Below are 14,876 nucleotides of genomic sequence, written 5' to 3' on the forward strand. Positions count from 1 at the left end.
ACCGATGTTGGCAGAACTAGCCGTCGGTGGTTTCATGGTTCTCCTGACCGTTCTCATCCATGGTATGGGTATATTCGGCCTTGGTCGTTTTCTGCGGATTGAAGCGCGCGAAGAGTCGGCGGAGCATATCCACCCGATGTCGCCGCACGGAATTGTCGTGACGCTTGCCCTGGTATTCGGCCTGTTCGTACTCCACGGCATAGAAATCTGGGCCTATGCAATCGTCTACCGGCTTGTCGATGCCATAGCGACGTTTGAACAGGCGGTATATTTTTCCACAATCACCTATTCCACCACCGGCTACAATAGCGATGCCCTTGACACAAAATGGCAGATGATTGCCGCGATTGAAGGGTTGAACGGCTTTATCCTGCTGGGCTGGTCAACCGCATTTTTTGTCACTGTTGTCGCCCGTATGGGACGTCGCTAGTGCAACGCGCCCAACACAAGGAAAGTCTCGCCAGACGGTTTTTCCGAGGGTTGCTTGCGCTTATCTATCTCGTTGCAGGAATAGCCCACATCCGCTCTCCGGGCGGATTTCTGGCAATAACGCCGGACTGGGTGCCATTTGCAGAACAGGTCATTCTGTTGACCGGCGTTGCCGAGATTGCCGGCGCAATCGGCCTGCTAATCCCGCCCGGCACGATACCCAGGCTTCGCTATGCTGCCGGCATTGGCCTCGCGCTTTACGCGCTCTTCGTCTTTCCTGCTAATATCAACCACGCTGTCAACAATATCCCCATCGGCGGCCAAACAGCGAGCTGGCTCTATCACGCACCCCGTCTGGCCTTTCAGCCTGTCATTATCTGGTGGGCTCTGATTGCAGGCGGAGTCACCGACTGGCCTTTTCGACGACAAAATTCGTAAACCTGCCCCTTGGCAGGTATTTATGATATGATGCTTTTCGCTATTTTGACAACGGCAAAGGAGCAGATGATGGAAAAGCACGGCGATCAGATCGAAGTGACCGAGCGCGAGGCGGGCAACAAACCGCGGGCGCCACACAATGTCAGAATCGTGCTCGCCGCATCGCTGCTGCTTGCGGTCATTGTGATGTCCATGGCGTGGATCATTCCGGCACTGAGCTAGCTCGCTCCGTATAAACATTCAGCAATAACGGGAACGGGGCCGCCAGTGTTCCCTCCTTCGAGCTCTGCGAAAACCAGTCGATAAAACAAAGGAACATCGGCTGGCTGAAGCGGTCGCTAATGAACCAGAACTTCAGCTATCGAAACAATATTTTGTGCGGTTCTGCTCTTTCTGGCTAGCACCCTGTCATAGAGGCTTTTATTAAGTCTTTTATTTTCCCGCGCGCTCCTTTGATCGGACCTGTTGATGCTTGCTGTTCTCGCGCCTCATTCTCCTGCCCTCGTCGCCCTGATCCTGTTTCTGTTGTTGATCGCCTTTGCGACCGAAATCCGCCCGCCGGAGGTCACCGCCATCGGAGCAGCCGGCCTTCTGCTCGTGCTCGGCCTGATCTCGACCGACGACATATTGGTGGCGATGAGCAACCCTGCCCCGCTGACCATCGCCGCGATGTTCATCATTTCCGGAGCACTGGTCAGGACCGGAACGCTGGAGGCTTTTGCGCTCAGGGTGACTGGTCTTGCCAAAGCGTCCCCAGTGCTTGCGACCGGATTGCTCCTGGTCGCAATTGCCATCTTGTCAGGTTTTACCAACAATACACCGCTGGTCATGATGATGATTCCGATCGGAATAACCCTGGCGAAAGAACTCGGTGACCGTCCCTCCAAAATATTGATGCCGATATCTTTCGCCGCCATTCTGGGCGGTACCTGCACCCTGATCGGCACCTCGACCAACATTCTGGTCGATGGTGTCGCCCAGAAAAACGGCATGACCGGTTTTTCGATCTTCGAGATCGCACCAGCAGGAATCATCATCGCCATCGTTGGCGTCACCTATCTCGCATTGACCCGGCGGTTTCTGCCGGATCGAGATACGATGTCCTCTCTGCTGGATGAGAACGAAAGCAAACGCTATACAATGTCGATCTTCATCGGGGTAACGTCACCCTATCTGGGCCAGATTGCGAGCGATATCGATCTCTTCCGCAGCGGCGAACGGCGACTGGTCGACGTCATCCGCAACGATGCGCCGGTCCGGACAGCGCTTTCGGAATATATGCTCCGGCAAGGCGATGTTCTGGTACTGAACACCCATGAAACAGACGTGATGACCATTCGTGAACGCGGTAAATTGCCACTGATCAATAGCGATGACCCGTACCGTTTCGTACCGATGTCCTCGCACCGGTCGATGATGGCAGAAATATTATTGCTCCCCGGCGCACATCTGATCGGCCAGACGCTGAAGGAGGCAGCCCTGTCGCAACGCTATGGAGTCCAGCCCATCGCCATGCATCGCAGAGGCAGCAAGCTACCCGAACAATATGACAGCACCAAATTGCAGGTCGGCGACACTCTCTTGCTGGAGGGTGCGAAGACAAATATTCGCCGGTTGGTCCAGGGCGAAAATCTGATGAATGTCAGCGAACCCAAAACACGCGGATATCGTCGTCACAAGGCGCCGATCGCCATCGCCGTCATTCTTGCAGCGGTATTTGCCGCCGCGCTCGACATCATGCCGATTGCCGGCCTGGCAGTGCTTGGCATGGCCGCTGTGCTGGTCACCCGCTGTATCGAACCGGACGAAGCATTTGCTTCGGTCGACTGGCGAATCATCGGCCTGATTGTCGCCATGCTGGCGATTGGCACGGCCCTTGAAAACGCCGGCCTGGTCGAGATGCTGGTCCAAGCAGCAACGCCTTGGCTTTCCGGATTCCCGCCAGTCTACGCGTTGGCGGCCATCTACCTGCTCAGCTTGCTGTTGACCGAACTGGTCACCAATAATGCGGTCGCCGTCGTTGTTACCCCAATTGCTATCCAGCTCGCCATTTCCCTGGGCGTCGATCCCCGCCCCTTCGTTGTCGCTGTGATGTTCGCCGCCAGTGCCAGCTTTCTCACTCCGATCGGCTATCAGACCAATACGCTCGTCTACAGCGCCGGCGGTTATCGTTTCCTCGATTTTGCCCGCTACGGCCTGCCGTTGACACTGGTCATCGCGGTCACCTCGATCACAATCATCCCGCTCATCTGGCCATTGTAACAAGACAGGCACCCGGAAAATCCGGCGGGAAAAGCTTGTCGAGCGCAGGTCCAAAGTTCGTCAAAGTTCAGGCCAAGAACACTGTTTCGCGCGATTGATGCATTCAATCCCTGTCGCCAGTTTCATCATTCCTATCAGAGACTTGAAGCTTACTTGCGGTAAGCCTTGTTAACTGATGGTCACGGATCGCCGCATCTTCTTCGCCAGTCCCGTCCTGACGCTGCCAATGGGGCAGTTCGCCGTCCATGATATCGGCAATCTCCAGCGCGTCGTCGAGCGCTTCGGACGAGAGCAATTTTTCCGGTGCGGCCGGCGGTTCGGGACCAAGGAGCTTCAGCGCCTCGGCCACCGGCGGCTGCGCGGGGACGGTTGCCGCCCCCTCTCCGGCGGCGCGGCCATCGCGGTTGCCGTGGCGATAGCGGTCCGGCGCGTGGGCGCGGATCAGGAACATTAACAGTCGGTCGTTATATTTGCGCTTGGTGTAAAGATGTCGGCCCTCCTTATCGACTATCACATCATCGACGCCGTTGATCGCCCGGTCAAAGGCAATATCGATCAACCGCCGGGATGCCGCCGCCAGCGCCGCGTCCCAGGCCGCCGCAAAACCCTCAGCCCCCGGTGCCCGTCGCAGCGTATAAGCGGCCCTGTCCGACATCCCGACACTGCGCGCCGCCTCCGCCACCACCCCACAATCCGCCAGCGCCCCGATAAAGGCGCGCTGTTTTTCGGGCGTCCAGCCATCCTTGCGGCGCTTGCGGAGCACCGGCACCCAGTCATAGGCGGCGGGGTCGTGGCCGTGGGCGTCCAATTGGGGGGCGTCCAACTGGGATGCGTCGGGAGTAGTGGTAGTGGGTGTGGTTTGGGGGGAGGGCTTCTCTGTCATGGGCAGAGCTTAACCTATTTGGTTGGTTGTAGGAAAGAGTTTGTGCGTTTGGGAATTATTCGTGACGAGCTTTGGGGCTTACTATTTGCGGTCTTGATCTTTCTGGCGGGAGTTGGGCCGATAGCCAAATGTCCGGCTTTGAGCCTGTAAGACAAAAATCCGCCATTGAATCAAGCGGTGCGATCAGTGACTACCTCCTTGACCTTTTCTGACGCTTGCGGTTCTTCCAATCCATTCGCAGTCCCAAAATAGCCATGAAGACGATCAACGCGATCACAAAACCGCCGATTACCGCATTCAGTCCCAACCGCCCTATCGGGAACAGGAAGTTCCACTTGTGGACCATGCTGAAGACGAGCCGTTCGGGTTTCTCCCAGTCAGCCACGCGATCAACGAGCACGCCGGATGCGGTGTCGACAAACAATGTCGCGTTGACGGGTTCGGCATAGTCAATGCGCCAGACCGGCAAGCGCTTGTTCCGGAAATCATATTCATCACTGAACCGAGTGACCAGTTCCATGCTGGTGACGGCGCCATCGCGTGCCCCGGAAAAACGGCGGGCAATCGATAGCGCGATATCAGGGTCACCCTCTGGAGTAACTTCGCCGGTTGCTGCGTCTATATAGATCGCAGAAGCATCGGGCTTGATACCGGTGAACCGTGCTTCGCGAATTTCGGCATCGGTCGTGGGTGTAGGGTGCCCCGGTTCGGTAGAAGCAAAGCTGACATTTAAACTGTGACCGTGCTCTCCATGATCATGGTCGCCGCCGCCCATTGTGCTTCTGGTAGATGCCAGGCCGATACGATACAGAGCTTGCCGGTCTGCGCCTTCCACGAGCGAAACCGAAGCAATGTCGCGATCTGCACTCAAGGCAGCCCAATCCCGCTCGACTGGCCATGCGCCTCTCGCAACATTGACCGGTTGACCCATGAGCAGCTGACTGCCAGGCGGCACCAGCGCCGATTGCACCAGATGATAGATACCGCTCGCCGAAAACATGATGAGCGGAAGCGCGAGTATGTAACTCATGGCACGGTGCCAACCTTTGCTACCGGGAATATGTTTCTTTCGACGTACGGTTAGCAGCATCACAATTCCTGTCAGCGCGAGCGCAAACAGACTCCCCACCATCAGCGCGATCACGAAGACGCGCAGCCAGTCCATACCCTCCGGCACCCATTCCCAGGTGTGCAAGGCACGGAAGGCGGTCTGTAGTGCCTTCTTGGTACTATTGTTGACCGCCGCAAGACTTGATGTCTCGGTATGGACATAGGTGGTTAGCTGATCGTCGCCTTCAAACTCGATCTTCCAGACCGGCAGCAGGCGATTGACCCAGGGATAGTCTGCATCGAATTTAGTCTGGAGCGTTGCCGAGATGATCGCTCGGTCGGTCGCAAGGTAGTGACGCGCGAGGAACTCTGCCTGCTGGCGATCGCCATCGGCTAACTCAATCCCGTCGGATGGCTGGAAGTAGCGTCGTGGCGCCAGCGGTTCTTCGGTGACCTGCCACAGCGCAGTGCCATCCGCTGCCGGAACAGTTTTAACCGCGACAGCTTCAGTGATTCCGTTTGCCGCCAACGTTTCGGTAATCGGCCGTGCTTGGGTCAGTTCGATAGCCGCCGCAGGTGGCATGAACTGTCCCTGTTGAGGCCCAAACAGAACCATCGCGATATGTGTGAGGCCCGAAAGACCCCATGCAAGCAGGCTAAATCCGCCGATCAGCGCCAGCCAGCGATGTTTCGAATTGGACCAGCGCGCGCTCTTGTTTTTGAATGACATTTTTTCCGCTCCTTCAAAACCGTACCCGGATGCCGCCAAAAAAAGCGCGCCCCTGACCCGGTGTATAGATTGCCGAGTTCGAGATTGACTGGTCAGCAACCGTGGTCAGGTTCGAGATAAAGACCCTGTCGAAAAGATTCTCGACCGAGCCGAACATCTCGAAATCCTTGAAAACTGTAAAACCAGCGGTCAATTGGACGGTCTCGTAGCCGGGAGCTCGCTGGGTGTTGGCATAGTCTGCCCAGGGTCCATCGGGAATGAAACGCAGGGTGGTCGAGAGATACCACTTGTCGATCTGATCGAACCGCGCTTCGGCAATTAACGTGTGCTGGGGGACTCCGGCTAGTTGATTGTCGCCATAGATCGGATCGTCATCGAAAACGAAATCGCTGAACGTGTATGCTACGGAAAGTCGGAGCGATTGGCCGCGCGTCTCGAGATATTTGCGCGCCGGCCTCACATCGATGCCGAATTCAAGCCCTTGATGAATGGTCCGGTCCCCATTCCCAGTCACAGTGACAAAGCCGCTGGCGGCCGGAACCGTAAAATCGAGGAATTCATTCTCAAGCTCGGCGCGATAGGCCGCAACATCCCAGGAAAAGATACCAGATTGACCGCGTGTGCCTATCTCGAAAACGGTTGCACGCTGCTCTTCGAGTGGCGCGAACGGGAACGCGCCGCCTGCCGTCAAGTCCGAGAGGCTCGGCGGCTCGAAACTGCGGTTGATGTTGCCAAACACCTGAATATTCTCGGACAGATCGAGCAGCAAGCCTATACGGGGGTTGAACTGGTCGAACTCCCCGCGTCCGGTCACCGTGTTGAGGATCGCTTCGACATCTCGCATGGCGCGCGCATATTGTCCGCCTGCGATTACCGTTACCGCGTCAGTAAGACCAAGATCGAGTTGCGCGTAAGTCATCAACAATGATGAATCCTGGTCGGAGCGAGAAGTCAGGACACCGCGTTCGCCCGAAAGATTTTCGAAGACCTGAGCGTCATTGCTGCCAAATGCATAGGTTGCACCGATCTGCCAGCGGCTTTGCGGGGCCAAAAACGGCAGATCACCCTTCAGTCGTATTGATCCACCTATCTCGTCCTCGCCTTGTACGATAACTCCCGCAAAACGGGTGATTGCGTGGTCTAGCGAGCGGCGCGAATACCATGCGCCGAGTTCTAGTTCCGCTCCGCCTAGATCGATCACCGTAAGGTTGGAGATGCGAACAACATTCAGGTTGCGATCCCAGTCATCAGCCACAGGACCAGAATCGAGAACCGTTACTGGACCTCCCGGAAAAAATGGCCCGATCGTCACGGGGCGCCCGGCCGCGCGCGGATCGGCGAGCGCGTCTTCGAGCGTGAGCGATCCTGCCAACTCGAAATTGTCAGACAGGGCAGTGACATAAAAGCGTGTCTCGATGTTGTCGGCGATTTGCCAACCCAAATTGCCATGGCCATAGATGCTTTTCACATTGCTATGTTCGCGATAGCCGTTACTGGCAAGACCGGTCACACCGATCCAGTAATCGGTCTCCGCACCCTTGCCGGCGATCGAAGCGTTGGCTCTAAAAGTTCCGAAGCTGCCACTCTCGGCTCGCAAGGAAACCGGCGCACGTGCAGTCCGTCCGGTCGGGCTTGAGACATTGACTGCTCCGCCGAGTTGCATCGATCCGTATCGCAGGCCGTTAGCTCCTTTGAAGACTTCTATATAATGTACGGTGAGCGGGTCGATCTCTTGAAATTCGGTATTGCCAGCCGCACGACTGATTGGCACGCCATCGCGCAAAACCATCAATCCGCGCCGCTCAAAGCTCGAGTTAAGACCAGATCCACGAATCGAGATTCGGCTTTCCCGCTGGGCGCTAGTGTCGGCGAAGACACCAGGTGTAAGCTCAAGCGTATCGCCGATGCTCTGGGCGAAGATATCGACAAAACCTTCATCCTCGACCAAACCGATCGCGCCGGGAACGCGTTGAAGTTCGGCACGCGCGTCTTCAATTGATGGCGAGGTAAGAGTGCCATCGCGGCTGCCGGTAACGATGATCTCTTCTTGGCGCTGGCCAATGCCTTGCGCGAACGCCGGGTTCGCTGCTGCACTAGCATATAACGCGAATAAGCTTGTTCTGAGCAGCCGACGGCGCTTGGATGCAAAACTGGGCTGGGGTGACATGATAATATTCCTGTGTTCTGGAAATCAGCCCATCTGTCGCGCGAACTTACCGAGCGAGACTTCCGGGCTTTCGTAGCATTCGATGCTGGACTAAAGTTCGCCGTCGCGGTCATCAGACAGACAGCAGCGGTTTGGTCGATCGCTAGCCGCTCGGCGGACCCTACCGCCAGGGCGATCGGTCGAGGCGACAAATCAGATCAGATTGTCAGGCTACTGCCGGTGGGCCGCGCAGCGGCGGACGAAGATAGAAGAATTGCAGATTCGACTGGCGCTGCAACGGCGCGAGGCCGAGGACCAGAATGAATGCAAAAGCCATCATCAGGAGGATTTCATCAGCACCGCCCGTTGCGACCTTGGCCAGTCCGGAGAAAGCGCAATGCTCCCCTTTGTTCGCGCTGTTGGAATGTTCGCTTTCCTTGCCGGGGATGACCAATTGCAAGGTCTTACCGTCGCCACTGCCATCGGAGCAGAACGTTATCGTCAGCAACCGGTCATTGGAATCGGAGATCATGAAACCAGACGGAACAACGGCCTTAATGCAGAACGCCAGCAAAAGCAGCGCTAGTGCAACATGGCGGTGATCCCGAATCAAGGCTCGCAAACAAGTCATCTACACCGCTCTCTAAAGTTGAACAGAAACATTGTCAGCAGTCATTTGAGGCCAGCTTACCACCGTCCGCTGCCGGTCGCCGGGCGCCGTCAACCGATTGACTGAGATTGGGGCGCTTAACGGTCAGCCAGCCAGCCTCGATAAAAGAGCAGAGCCACTGTAATTTTATTTACATGTTAACACCAAATATGCCGTCTGCCCCGACAATCACACACGAAAATTGACAAATAGCACTCGCTATAACCCCGAAACTCCGCCAAACACTCTTCCAGAAGCTGAAAATCTTTTGACAGCCCATCTTATTTCAACCCCTCCCCAGTGAAGGAAGAGCAACATGTCCTATCAAGATCTCAAGAACAACGCCGACAGCCTGATCAACAGCCAGAATGGTACATGGAGCGGCATCGACGCCGAGTCCGTTGCCCGCATGCAGTTGCAGAACCGGTTCAAGACCGGCCTCGACATCGCCAAATATACCGCCGCTATCATGCGCGAGGATATGGCCGCTTATGACGCCGACAGCTCCAAATATACCCAGTCGCTGGGTTGCTGGCACGGATTTATCGCGCAGCAGAAGATGATTTCGATCAAGAAGCATTTCGGCGATACCAAACGCCGCTATCTCTATCTGTCCGGCTGGATGGTTGCCGCACTGCGCAGCGAATTCGGCCCCCTGCCCGACCAGTCGATGCACGAAAAGACTTCGGTCCCTGCGCTGATCGAAGAGCTTTACACCTTCTTGCGTCAGGCCGACTCCCGTGAGCTGAACCTGTTGTTCCGCGATATTGATGCGGCGCGCGAAGCCGGCGATGCAGCGGCCGAGAAAGCGGCCATGGACAAGGTCGAGAATTTCCAGACCCATGTCGTTCCGATCATCGCCGATATCGACGCCGGTTTCGGTAATGCCGAGGCAACCTACCTGCTCGCCAAGAAGATGATCGAAGCGGGTGCCTGCGCCCTGCAGATCGAAAACCAGGTTTCCGACGAAAAGCAGTGCGGCCATCAGGATGGCAAGGTTACCGTGCCGCACGAGGATTTTCTCGCGAAGATCCGCGCCTGCCGCTATGCTTTCCTCGAACTGGGCGTCACCGACGGCATCATCGTCACCCGCACCGACTCGCTCGGCGCCGGTCTGACCAAGCAGATCGCGGTGTCCAACGAACCGGGCGATCTCGGCGACCAGTATAACAGCTTCCTCGATTGCGAGGAAATTGACCCGGCCACCGCGAAGAACGGCGACGTCATCATCAACCGCGATGGCAAGATGCTCCGTCCGAAGCGCCTCCCTTCCAACCTGTTCCAGTTCCGTCCCGGCACCGGCGAGGACCGTTGCGTTCTCGACAGCATCACCTCACTGCAAAATGGCGCCGATTTGCTGTGGATCGAAACCGAAAAGCCTCATGTCGAGCAGATTGCCGGCATGATGGACCGGGTCCGCGAAGTCGTTCCGAACGCGAAGCTGGTCTACAACAACTCGCCTTCGTTCAACTGGACGCTGAACTTCCGTCAGCAGGTTTATGACGCGATGGCCGCAGAAGGTCTCGACGTGTCCGAATATAATCGCGACGATCTGATGGATGCGAAATATGATGACACCGAACTGGGCGAAGCGGCTGACAAGCGCATCCGCACCTTCCAGGCCGATGGGTCGAAACGCGCGGGTATCTTCCATCACCTGATCACCCTGCCGACCTATCACACCGCAGCCCTGTCGACCGACAATCTGGCCAAGGAATATTTCGGCGACGCCGGCATGCTGGGCTACGTTCTCGGCGTCCAGCGCAAGGAAATCCGCGAAGGCATCGCTTGTGTGAAGCACCAGAACATGTCCGGCAGCGATATTGGCGATGACCACAAGGAATATTTCGCCGGTGAAGCCGCTCTGAAAGCTGGCGGTGCGCAAAACACAATGAACCAGTTCGGATAATTCAGACGGGTCGGGTGCCCCATCCCCTTTCGGGGCATCCGACCAAACCAGTTTTCCTGGGGAGGAAAAACTATCCGTCGGCAGCAATGCCGGCGGATTTTTTCTGTGTGGACAAATGCCCCGAACGCCATCAGGATCGATCATCTCCGGTTAAGCCTGGTCCGCTTAGCCTGGGTTCGGTCTGGCAAATGGGGGCAGCATGACATTACGGAAATCCGGTTCGATTCTGGCCTTGGCAGCGTTGCTCGCTTCATGCGGCGGCGGTAGCGGAGGCAGCAGCAACAATGTCAGCCTGCCATCCGGCGGTGGGGGCGGCGCAACCCCGACGCCGACCGGAACGACCTGCTCGTTGCAAAGCCGCCAGAACTGGGCCTTCGACCTGCTCGACGAATGGTATCTCTTCCCCGAGACCCTGCCCGCCAGCCTCAGCCCCGCGCCTTATGCATCGGTGCAGGACTATATCGATGCGCTCACCGCCACCGCGCGCGGTCAGGGGCGGGATCGCTATTTCACCTATATTACCTCGATCGCCGAGGAGAACGCCTTCCTGAACTCCGGCGCGACCGCAGGCTTTGGCATCCGGCTGAGCTATGACAGCAATGCCTCGCGGGTCTATATTCTCGACGCCTATGAAGGCGCGCCCGCGCTTGCAGCCGGTATCGACCGCGGCGCGGAACTGCTCGCGATCGGAACCAGCAGCAGCAATCTCCAGACCGTCACCGCGCTCTTCGCCCAGGGTGGCGCCAGCGCGATCAGCGAGGCGCTCGGTCCCTCGACAGCGGGGACCAGCCGCGTGCTGCGCTTCCGCAACGCAGCAGGTGTCGAGACCACCACCACGGTGAGCAAAGCCGATTATGCGATCCAGCCCATCTCTCCGCGCTATGGCGTGCAGATCATCGACAATGGCGGCACGCAGACCGGCTATGTCAACCTGCGCACATTCATCGACAGCGCCGAGCCGCAATTGCGCGATGCGTTCCAGCAGTTCCGCAACGCCGGTGTGACCGAGCTGGTCATCGACCTGCGCTACAATGGCGGCGGACTGGTCCGCACCGCCGAGCTGTTCGCCGATCTGCTCGGCCGCGACCGCTTCACCAACCAGGTCCAGGGCGTGACCCGTTTCCGCGCCAGCAAGGCGGCGAACAACGAGACCCGCAATTTCCAGCCCCAGGCCCAGTCGATCGCCCCGACCCGCATCGCCTTCATCACCACCGGCGGCTCGGCCTCGGCCAGCGAGCTGGTGATCAACGCGATGATCCCCTATCTCGACGCCGACATGGCGCTGGTCGGCAGCAATACCTATGGCAAGCCGGTCGGCCAGATCGGGCTGGACCGGAGTGCCTGCGACGACCGGTTGCGGATCGTTGCCTTTGCCACCGAGAATGCCGACGGCAATGCCAATTATTTCGACGGTCTCGCCGGTTCGCTGACCAACAGTTGCCAGGCGGCCGATGATGTCAGCCTGCCGCTGGGCGATCCAGGCGAAGCCTCTACCGCCCGCGCTCTCGGCTTCCTGTCCGGCGCCGCCTGCACGCCGATCAGCAGCGCGGGATCCGGTACGATTGCCGGACAGCGCGAAGCCCTGTCCCTGCCCCGCCAGTTGCTGATGCCGGCGCGACCAACCCCGGCCCAGCGCGAGGTTCCGGGTTCCTTCTGAGATGACCGCGCACCAGACCGACCATGCCGTGATGGAGGACAGTCTCGAGGCGCTGGGCGACCGTTATGACGGCATCGCCGCCGAACTGTTCGACCGGTTCATCGCCGATCATCCGCATTACGCTCCGGTCTTCCTCAACCCCGAAGCGGCGCGCGAGCGGATGACCCGGGAGACTCTCGAGGCGATGCTCGGGCTGGCGGCGGACGAATGGTGGGTCGACCATGCGGTCACCAATTTCATCGACCTGCATCACAATTATGCCGACTTCACCCCGCACGACTATGCCGCCTGGTTTGCGCTGGTGATCGAGACAATGGCCAGGCGCGCCGGTGCCGACTGGCCCGCCGGCGCGAGCGCCGCGTGGCAACGGCAGGCCGACGGACTGGTCGCCAGGGTTGCGACCGTCGCGCGCAACGCCGAAGTGCCGGTGCGGCCATGAGCGAGGCGCGGACCATCATCGAACAGCTCGGCCTGCAACCGCATCCCGAGGGCGGCTGGTATCGCGAGACCTGGCGCGCGCCGGCGGCGGATGGCGAGCGGGCGAGTGCAACCGCGATCTATTTCCTGCTTGAAGAGGGCCAGGGATCGCACTGGCACCGGGTCGATGCCACCGAAGTCTGGCTTTGGCACGCGGGCAGCCCGCTTGCGCTGGGCATAGCGGAACAGGATAGCGGGCCAGTGTCGACGATCCGCCTTGGTCCCGATATCATCGCCGGACACAGGCCCCAGCATCGCATCCCGACCGGCTATTGGCAGGCCGCGCAGGCCGATCAGGGCTGGGCGCTGGTTAGCTGCATCGTCTCGCCGGGCTTTGAATTTTCCGGCTTCGAACTGGCTCCGGAAGACTGGTCGCCCGGCGGCTGAGCATCGCGGAGCATGGCGCCCCGCCCTCTCAGGATGGCCCGTAGAATAGCGGATGGAAGGCGACCACCGCCTCGGGAACCGCCACCCGCAGGGGCAATATCTGGTAATAAGCGGCGGGTTCGCCTTCGGGGCACAGATCGGAAAATATCCGAAAGCCGAAACGGCTGTAATAGGCGGGATCGCCGGTCAGCACGCAGCCCGCGGCATCGCACTCGCGCAGCTTGGCGATGCCCGCCTCGATCAGCCGGCTGCCGATATGCTGCCCCTGCAAGTCCGGCTCCACCGCGACCGGCCCCAAACTATACCAGCCGGGCGACCCGTCGGCGGCAAAAGCCTCGGTAAAGGTCACCTGCCCCACGACGACCCCGTCCCGCTCCGCCACCAGCGAAATTGCCAGCGCGCCAGCGTCGCGAAACCGGTCGATCAGATCCTGCTCATTGCCACCGGCATAGTCCATCGGCGCAAAGGCGCGCCGGGTAATATCGTGGATCGCTTCCCGATCGGCGGGCTTTTCCGGTCGAATGACCAGGCTCATCGCGCGGCAATCGCGCCGATCAGCAGGGCCAGCGAGACGGTGCAGCTCACCGTCCGGACATGGTTCCACGGCAGCCAGCGCTGCATATAGCGGCGCCACACCGCCTCGGCGTCCGGCCCCGCTGCGTCGGTCGTCTCGAGCGCATTGTTGAGCGGGACATTGGCCGCCGCGGTCACCACCAGCATGCCGATGACATAGAGCGCCCCGCCCACCACCATCGGCCCGGCGCCCGGCGTGCCCCACTGCATCACCCCGAAGACCACGAGCAACAGGCAGGCGAGACTGCTGGCGAAAAACAGCGGCAGGAACAGCGACCGCACTATGATCCGGTTGATCGCCTGCATCGCCACCATGCCGGTCGCCCGCCCCGTCGCGTCGAGCGACTGCATGACAAAGGCGGAAAAGGCAAAATAGACCCCCGCCATGATCCCGACCGACAGCGCGGCGAACCAGAGCGTTGCGGTGATCACGTCTTCCATCGGATATTCTCCTCGTCTGTTGCGCGGGGGACCGGTCCGTCTTGCGGCGAAATAAAGCCCGAGTCACGTTTTTCCCGCCACGCCGCTCCGCGAACTTCACACAGACGCGGGTTTTTTCGGTTGTGCGCGTCGTCATCCTGAACTTATTTCAGGACCCCGCAAGGCAAGCGCGCAATCGGTGGAGGTCCTGAGCCGAAGGCCACCGCAGGTAAACAAGTTCAGGATGACGAGTGCTCCGCCCCCACCCCCACAAAGCCGATTGCATTCCCCTCCCTGCTGCGCGACACTCCTCTGAATAGCCCCGTGCAAAAGCAGCCCGCTTTATGATATCTTCCTCTCCACCCACCACAACAGGAGGCCCCATCATGACCACCCCCCAACCGACCCACCGCCAGGGCCATTGCCTCTGCGGTGCCATCACCATCACCGCGACACAGGCGGCCAGCCATGTCGATGCCTGTCATTGCCGGATGTGCCGGCGCTGGGGTGGCGGGCCGTTTGTCGAGATTGATTGCGGGACGGATGTGGCGATCGGCGGGGCGGAGCGGATGACCGTCTACAGCTCGTCGGAATGGGCGGAGCGGGCCTTTTGCGGGGATTGCGGGTCGCATCTCTTCTATCGCCTGAAGGGCTCGGGCGAACATATGGTCTGCGCCGGTCTGTTCGACGACGCGACCGACAAGGCCGACATCAGCTTGCGGCGGCAGGTGTTTATTGACGAGAAGCCGTCTTATTACAGCTTTGCCGGGGACAGCGAGACGCTGACCGGGGCGGAGCTGTTCGCGATGATCGAGGCGGAGGGGGAATAGACAAGGCGCGGCGCGCGCAAACTGTCCTTCGACAAG

Annotated in this window: 15 protein-coding genes; 9 read left to right on the forward strand and 6 right to left on the reverse strand. The window is 59.2% G+C overall.

The window, feature by feature from the left end; genetic code table 11:
• The first annotated feature begins 4 nt into the window (after positions 1–4).
• The 4 genes from BOSE62_RS06265 (at position 5) to BOSE62_RS06280 (ending at position 3,129) form a co-directional block, all read left to right on the forward strand.
• Positions 5–430: an ion channel gene (locus tag BOSE62_RS06265; protein WP_159643361.1), complete on the forward strand. Its 426-nt coding sequence runs from the start codon at positions 5–7 to the stop codon at positions 428–430.
• A complete protein-coding gene (locus BOSE62_RS06270) occupies positions 430–867 on the forward strand; it encodes a DoxX family protein (RefSeq protein WP_236553875.1) in 438 nt (145 codons plus the stop codon). Before BOSE62_RS06265 ends, BOSE62_RS06270 begins: the two co-directional genes overlap by 1 nt.
• Positions 868–933: 66 nt before the next feature.
• Positions 934–1,089 carry a hypothetical protein gene (locus tag BOSE62_RS06275; protein WP_236553876.1) on the forward strand — a complete coding sequence of 52 codons (156 nt, stop codon included), beginning with the start codon at positions 934–936 and terminating at the stop codon, positions 1,087–1,089.
• Between the two features lie 246 nt (positions 1,090–1,335).
• Positions 1,336–3,129, forward strand: coding sequence for an SLC13 family permease (locus BOSE62_RS06280; protein WP_159643365.1), 1,794 nt, complete (start codon positions 1,336–1,338; stop codon positions 3,127–3,129).
• Between the two features lie 103 nt (positions 3,130–3,232).
• Here BOSE62_RS06280 and BOSE62_RS06285 read toward each other — a convergent pair whose 3' ends face one another.
• The 4 genes from BOSE62_RS06285 to BOSE62_RS06300 all read right to left on the reverse strand — a co-directional run bounded on the left by BOSE62_RS06285 (position 3,233) and on the right by BOSE62_RS06300 (position 8,470).
• Positions 3,233–4,012: a hypothetical protein gene (locus BOSE62_RS06285; RefSeq protein WP_159643367.1), complete on the reverse strand. Its 780-nt coding sequence runs from the start codon at positions 4,010–4,012 to the stop codon at positions 3,233–3,235.
• 190 nt (positions 4,013–4,202) lie between these two features.
• Complete coding sequence (locus BOSE62_RS06290; RefSeq protein ID WP_159643369.1) at positions 4,203–5,792, reverse strand: PepSY domain-containing protein; 1,590 nt, start codon at positions 5,790–5,792, stop codon at positions 4,203–4,205.
• A gap of 13 nt (positions 5,793–5,805) precedes the next feature.
• The gene (locus tag BOSE62_RS06295; RefSeq protein WP_159643371.1) at positions 5,806–7,959 is read right to left on the reverse strand and encodes a TonB-dependent receptor family protein; all 2,154 of its coding nucleotides are present in this window, start codon (positions 7,957–7,959) and stop codon (positions 5,806–5,808) included.
• A gap of 205 nt (positions 7,960–8,164) precedes the next feature.
• Positions 8,165–8,470, reverse strand: coding sequence for a hypothetical protein (locus tag BOSE62_RS06300; protein WP_159643373.1), 306 nt, complete (start codon positions 8,468–8,470; stop codon positions 8,165–8,167).
• 433 nt (positions 8,471–8,903) lie between these two features.
• Between BOSE62_RS06300 and BOSE62_RS06305 the strand changes: the two genes are divergently transcribed.
• The 4 genes from BOSE62_RS06305 (at position 8,904) to BOSE62_RS06320 (ending at position 13,017) form a co-directional block, all read left to right on the forward strand.
• Positions 8,904–10,496, forward strand: a complete 1,593-nt coding sequence (locus tag BOSE62_RS06305) for an isocitrate lyase (RefSeq protein WP_159643375.1) — start codon at positions 8,904–8,906, stop codon at positions 10,494–10,496.
• Positions 10,497–10,695: 199 nt separating this feature from the next.
• Entirely contained in the window at positions 10,696–12,153 is a 1,458-nt protein-coding gene (locus tag BOSE62_RS06310; protein WP_159643377.1) for a S41 family peptidase, read from the forward strand.
• A 1-nt stretch (position 12,154) separates the two neighbouring features.
• Complete coding sequence (locus BOSE62_RS06315) at positions 12,155–12,592, forward strand: globin (protein ID WP_159643379.1); 438 nt, start codon at positions 12,155–12,157, stop codon at positions 12,590–12,592.
• A complete protein-coding gene (locus BOSE62_RS06320) occupies positions 12,589–13,017 on the forward strand; it encodes a cupin domain-containing protein (protein WP_159643381.1) in 429 nt (142 codons plus the stop codon). The genes BOSE62_RS06315 and BOSE62_RS06320 overlap by 4 nt, the downstream gene beginning before the upstream one ends.
• 28 nt (positions 13,018–13,045) lie before the next feature.
• On the opposite strand, the gene BOSE62_RS06325 is transcribed toward BOSE62_RS06320, so the two are convergent.
• Both BOSE62_RS06325 and BOSE62_RS06330 read right to left on the reverse strand, forming a co-directional pair.
• Positions 13,046–13,552: a GNAT family N-acetyltransferase gene (locus BOSE62_RS06325; protein ID WP_159643383.1), complete on the reverse strand. Its 507-nt coding sequence runs from the start codon at positions 13,550–13,552 to the stop codon at positions 13,046–13,048.
• On the reverse strand, positions 13,549–14,031 hold the full coding sequence (locus BOSE62_RS06330; RefSeq protein ID WP_159643385.1) for an anthrone oxygenase family protein: 483 nt from the start codon (positions 14,029–14,031) through the stop codon (positions 13,549–13,551). The genes BOSE62_RS06325 and BOSE62_RS06330 overlap by 4 nt, the downstream gene beginning before the upstream one ends.
• Before the next feature lie 365 nt (positions 14,032–14,396).
• Here BOSE62_RS06330 and BOSE62_RS06335 point away from each other — a divergent pair, with 365 nt between their 5' ends.
• Positions 14,397–14,840, forward strand: a complete 444-nt coding sequence (locus BOSE62_RS06335; protein WP_159643387.1) for a GFA family protein — start codon at positions 14,397–14,399, stop codon at positions 14,838–14,840.
• Positions 14,841–14,876: the final 36 nt, after the last annotated feature.

It is taken from the genome of Sphingorhabdus sp. 109, assembly GCF_902506555.1.
Classification (GTDB): Bacteria; Pseudomonadota; Alphaproteobacteria; order Sphingomonadales; family Sphingomonadaceae; genus Parasphingorhabdus.

Excerpts from the sequence above, each read along its gene's own strand:
- BOSE62_RS06265 (WP_159643361.1), top strand. The coding sequence starts at position 5 with ATGTTGGCAGAACTAGCCGTCGGTGGTTTCATGGTTCTCCTGACCGTT.
- BOSE62_RS06275 (WP_236553876.1), top strand. The coding sequence starts at position 934 with ATGATGGAAAAGCACGGCGATCAGATCGAAGTGACCGAGCGCGAGGCG.
- BOSE62_RS06280 (WP_159643365.1), top strand. The coding sequence starts at position 1,336 with ATGCTTGCTGTTCTCGCGCCTCATTCTCCTGCCCTCGTCGCCCTGATC.
- BOSE62_RS06285 (WP_159643367.1), bottom strand. The coding sequence starts at position 4,012 with ATGACAGAGAAGCCCTCCCCCCAAACCACACCCACTACCACTACTCCC.
- BOSE62_RS06290 (WP_159643369.1), bottom strand. The coding sequence starts at position 5,792 with ATGTCATTCAAAAACAAGAGCGCGCGCTGGTCCAATTCGAAACATCGC.
- BOSE62_RS06295 (WP_159643371.1), bottom strand. The coding sequence starts at position 7,959 with ATGTCACCCCAGCCCAGTTTTGCATCCAAGCGCCGTCGGCTGCTCAGA.
- BOSE62_RS06300 (WP_159643373.1), bottom strand. The coding sequence starts at position 8,470 with ATGATCTCCGATTCCAATGACCGGTTGCTGACGATAACGTTCTGCTCC.
- BOSE62_RS06305 (WP_159643375.1), top strand. The coding sequence starts at position 8,904 with ATGTCCTATCAAGATCTCAAGAACAACGCCGACAGCCTGATCAACAGC.
- BOSE62_RS06310 (WP_159643377.1), top strand. The coding sequence starts at position 10,696 with ATGACATTACGGAAATCCGGTTCGATTCTGGCCTTGGCAGCGTTGCTC.
- BOSE62_RS06315 (WP_159643379.1), top strand. The coding sequence starts at position 12,155 with ATGACCGCGCACCAGACCGACCATGCCGTGATGGAGGACAGTCTCGAG.
- BOSE62_RS06320 (WP_159643381.1), top strand. The coding sequence starts at position 12,589 with ATGAGCGAGGCGCGGACCATCATCGAACAGCTCGGCCTGCAACCGCAT.
- BOSE62_RS06325 (WP_159643383.1), bottom strand. The coding sequence starts at position 13,552 with ATGAGCCTGGTCATTCGACCGGAAAAGCCCGCCGATCGGGAAGCGATC.
- BOSE62_RS06330 (WP_159643385.1), bottom strand. The coding sequence starts at position 14,031 with ATGGAAGACGTGATCACCGCAACGCTCTGGTTCGCCGCGCTGTCGGTC.
- BOSE62_RS06335 (WP_159643387.1), top strand. The coding sequence starts at position 14,397 with ATGACCACCCCCCAACCGACCCACCGCCAGGGCCATTGCCTCTGCGGT.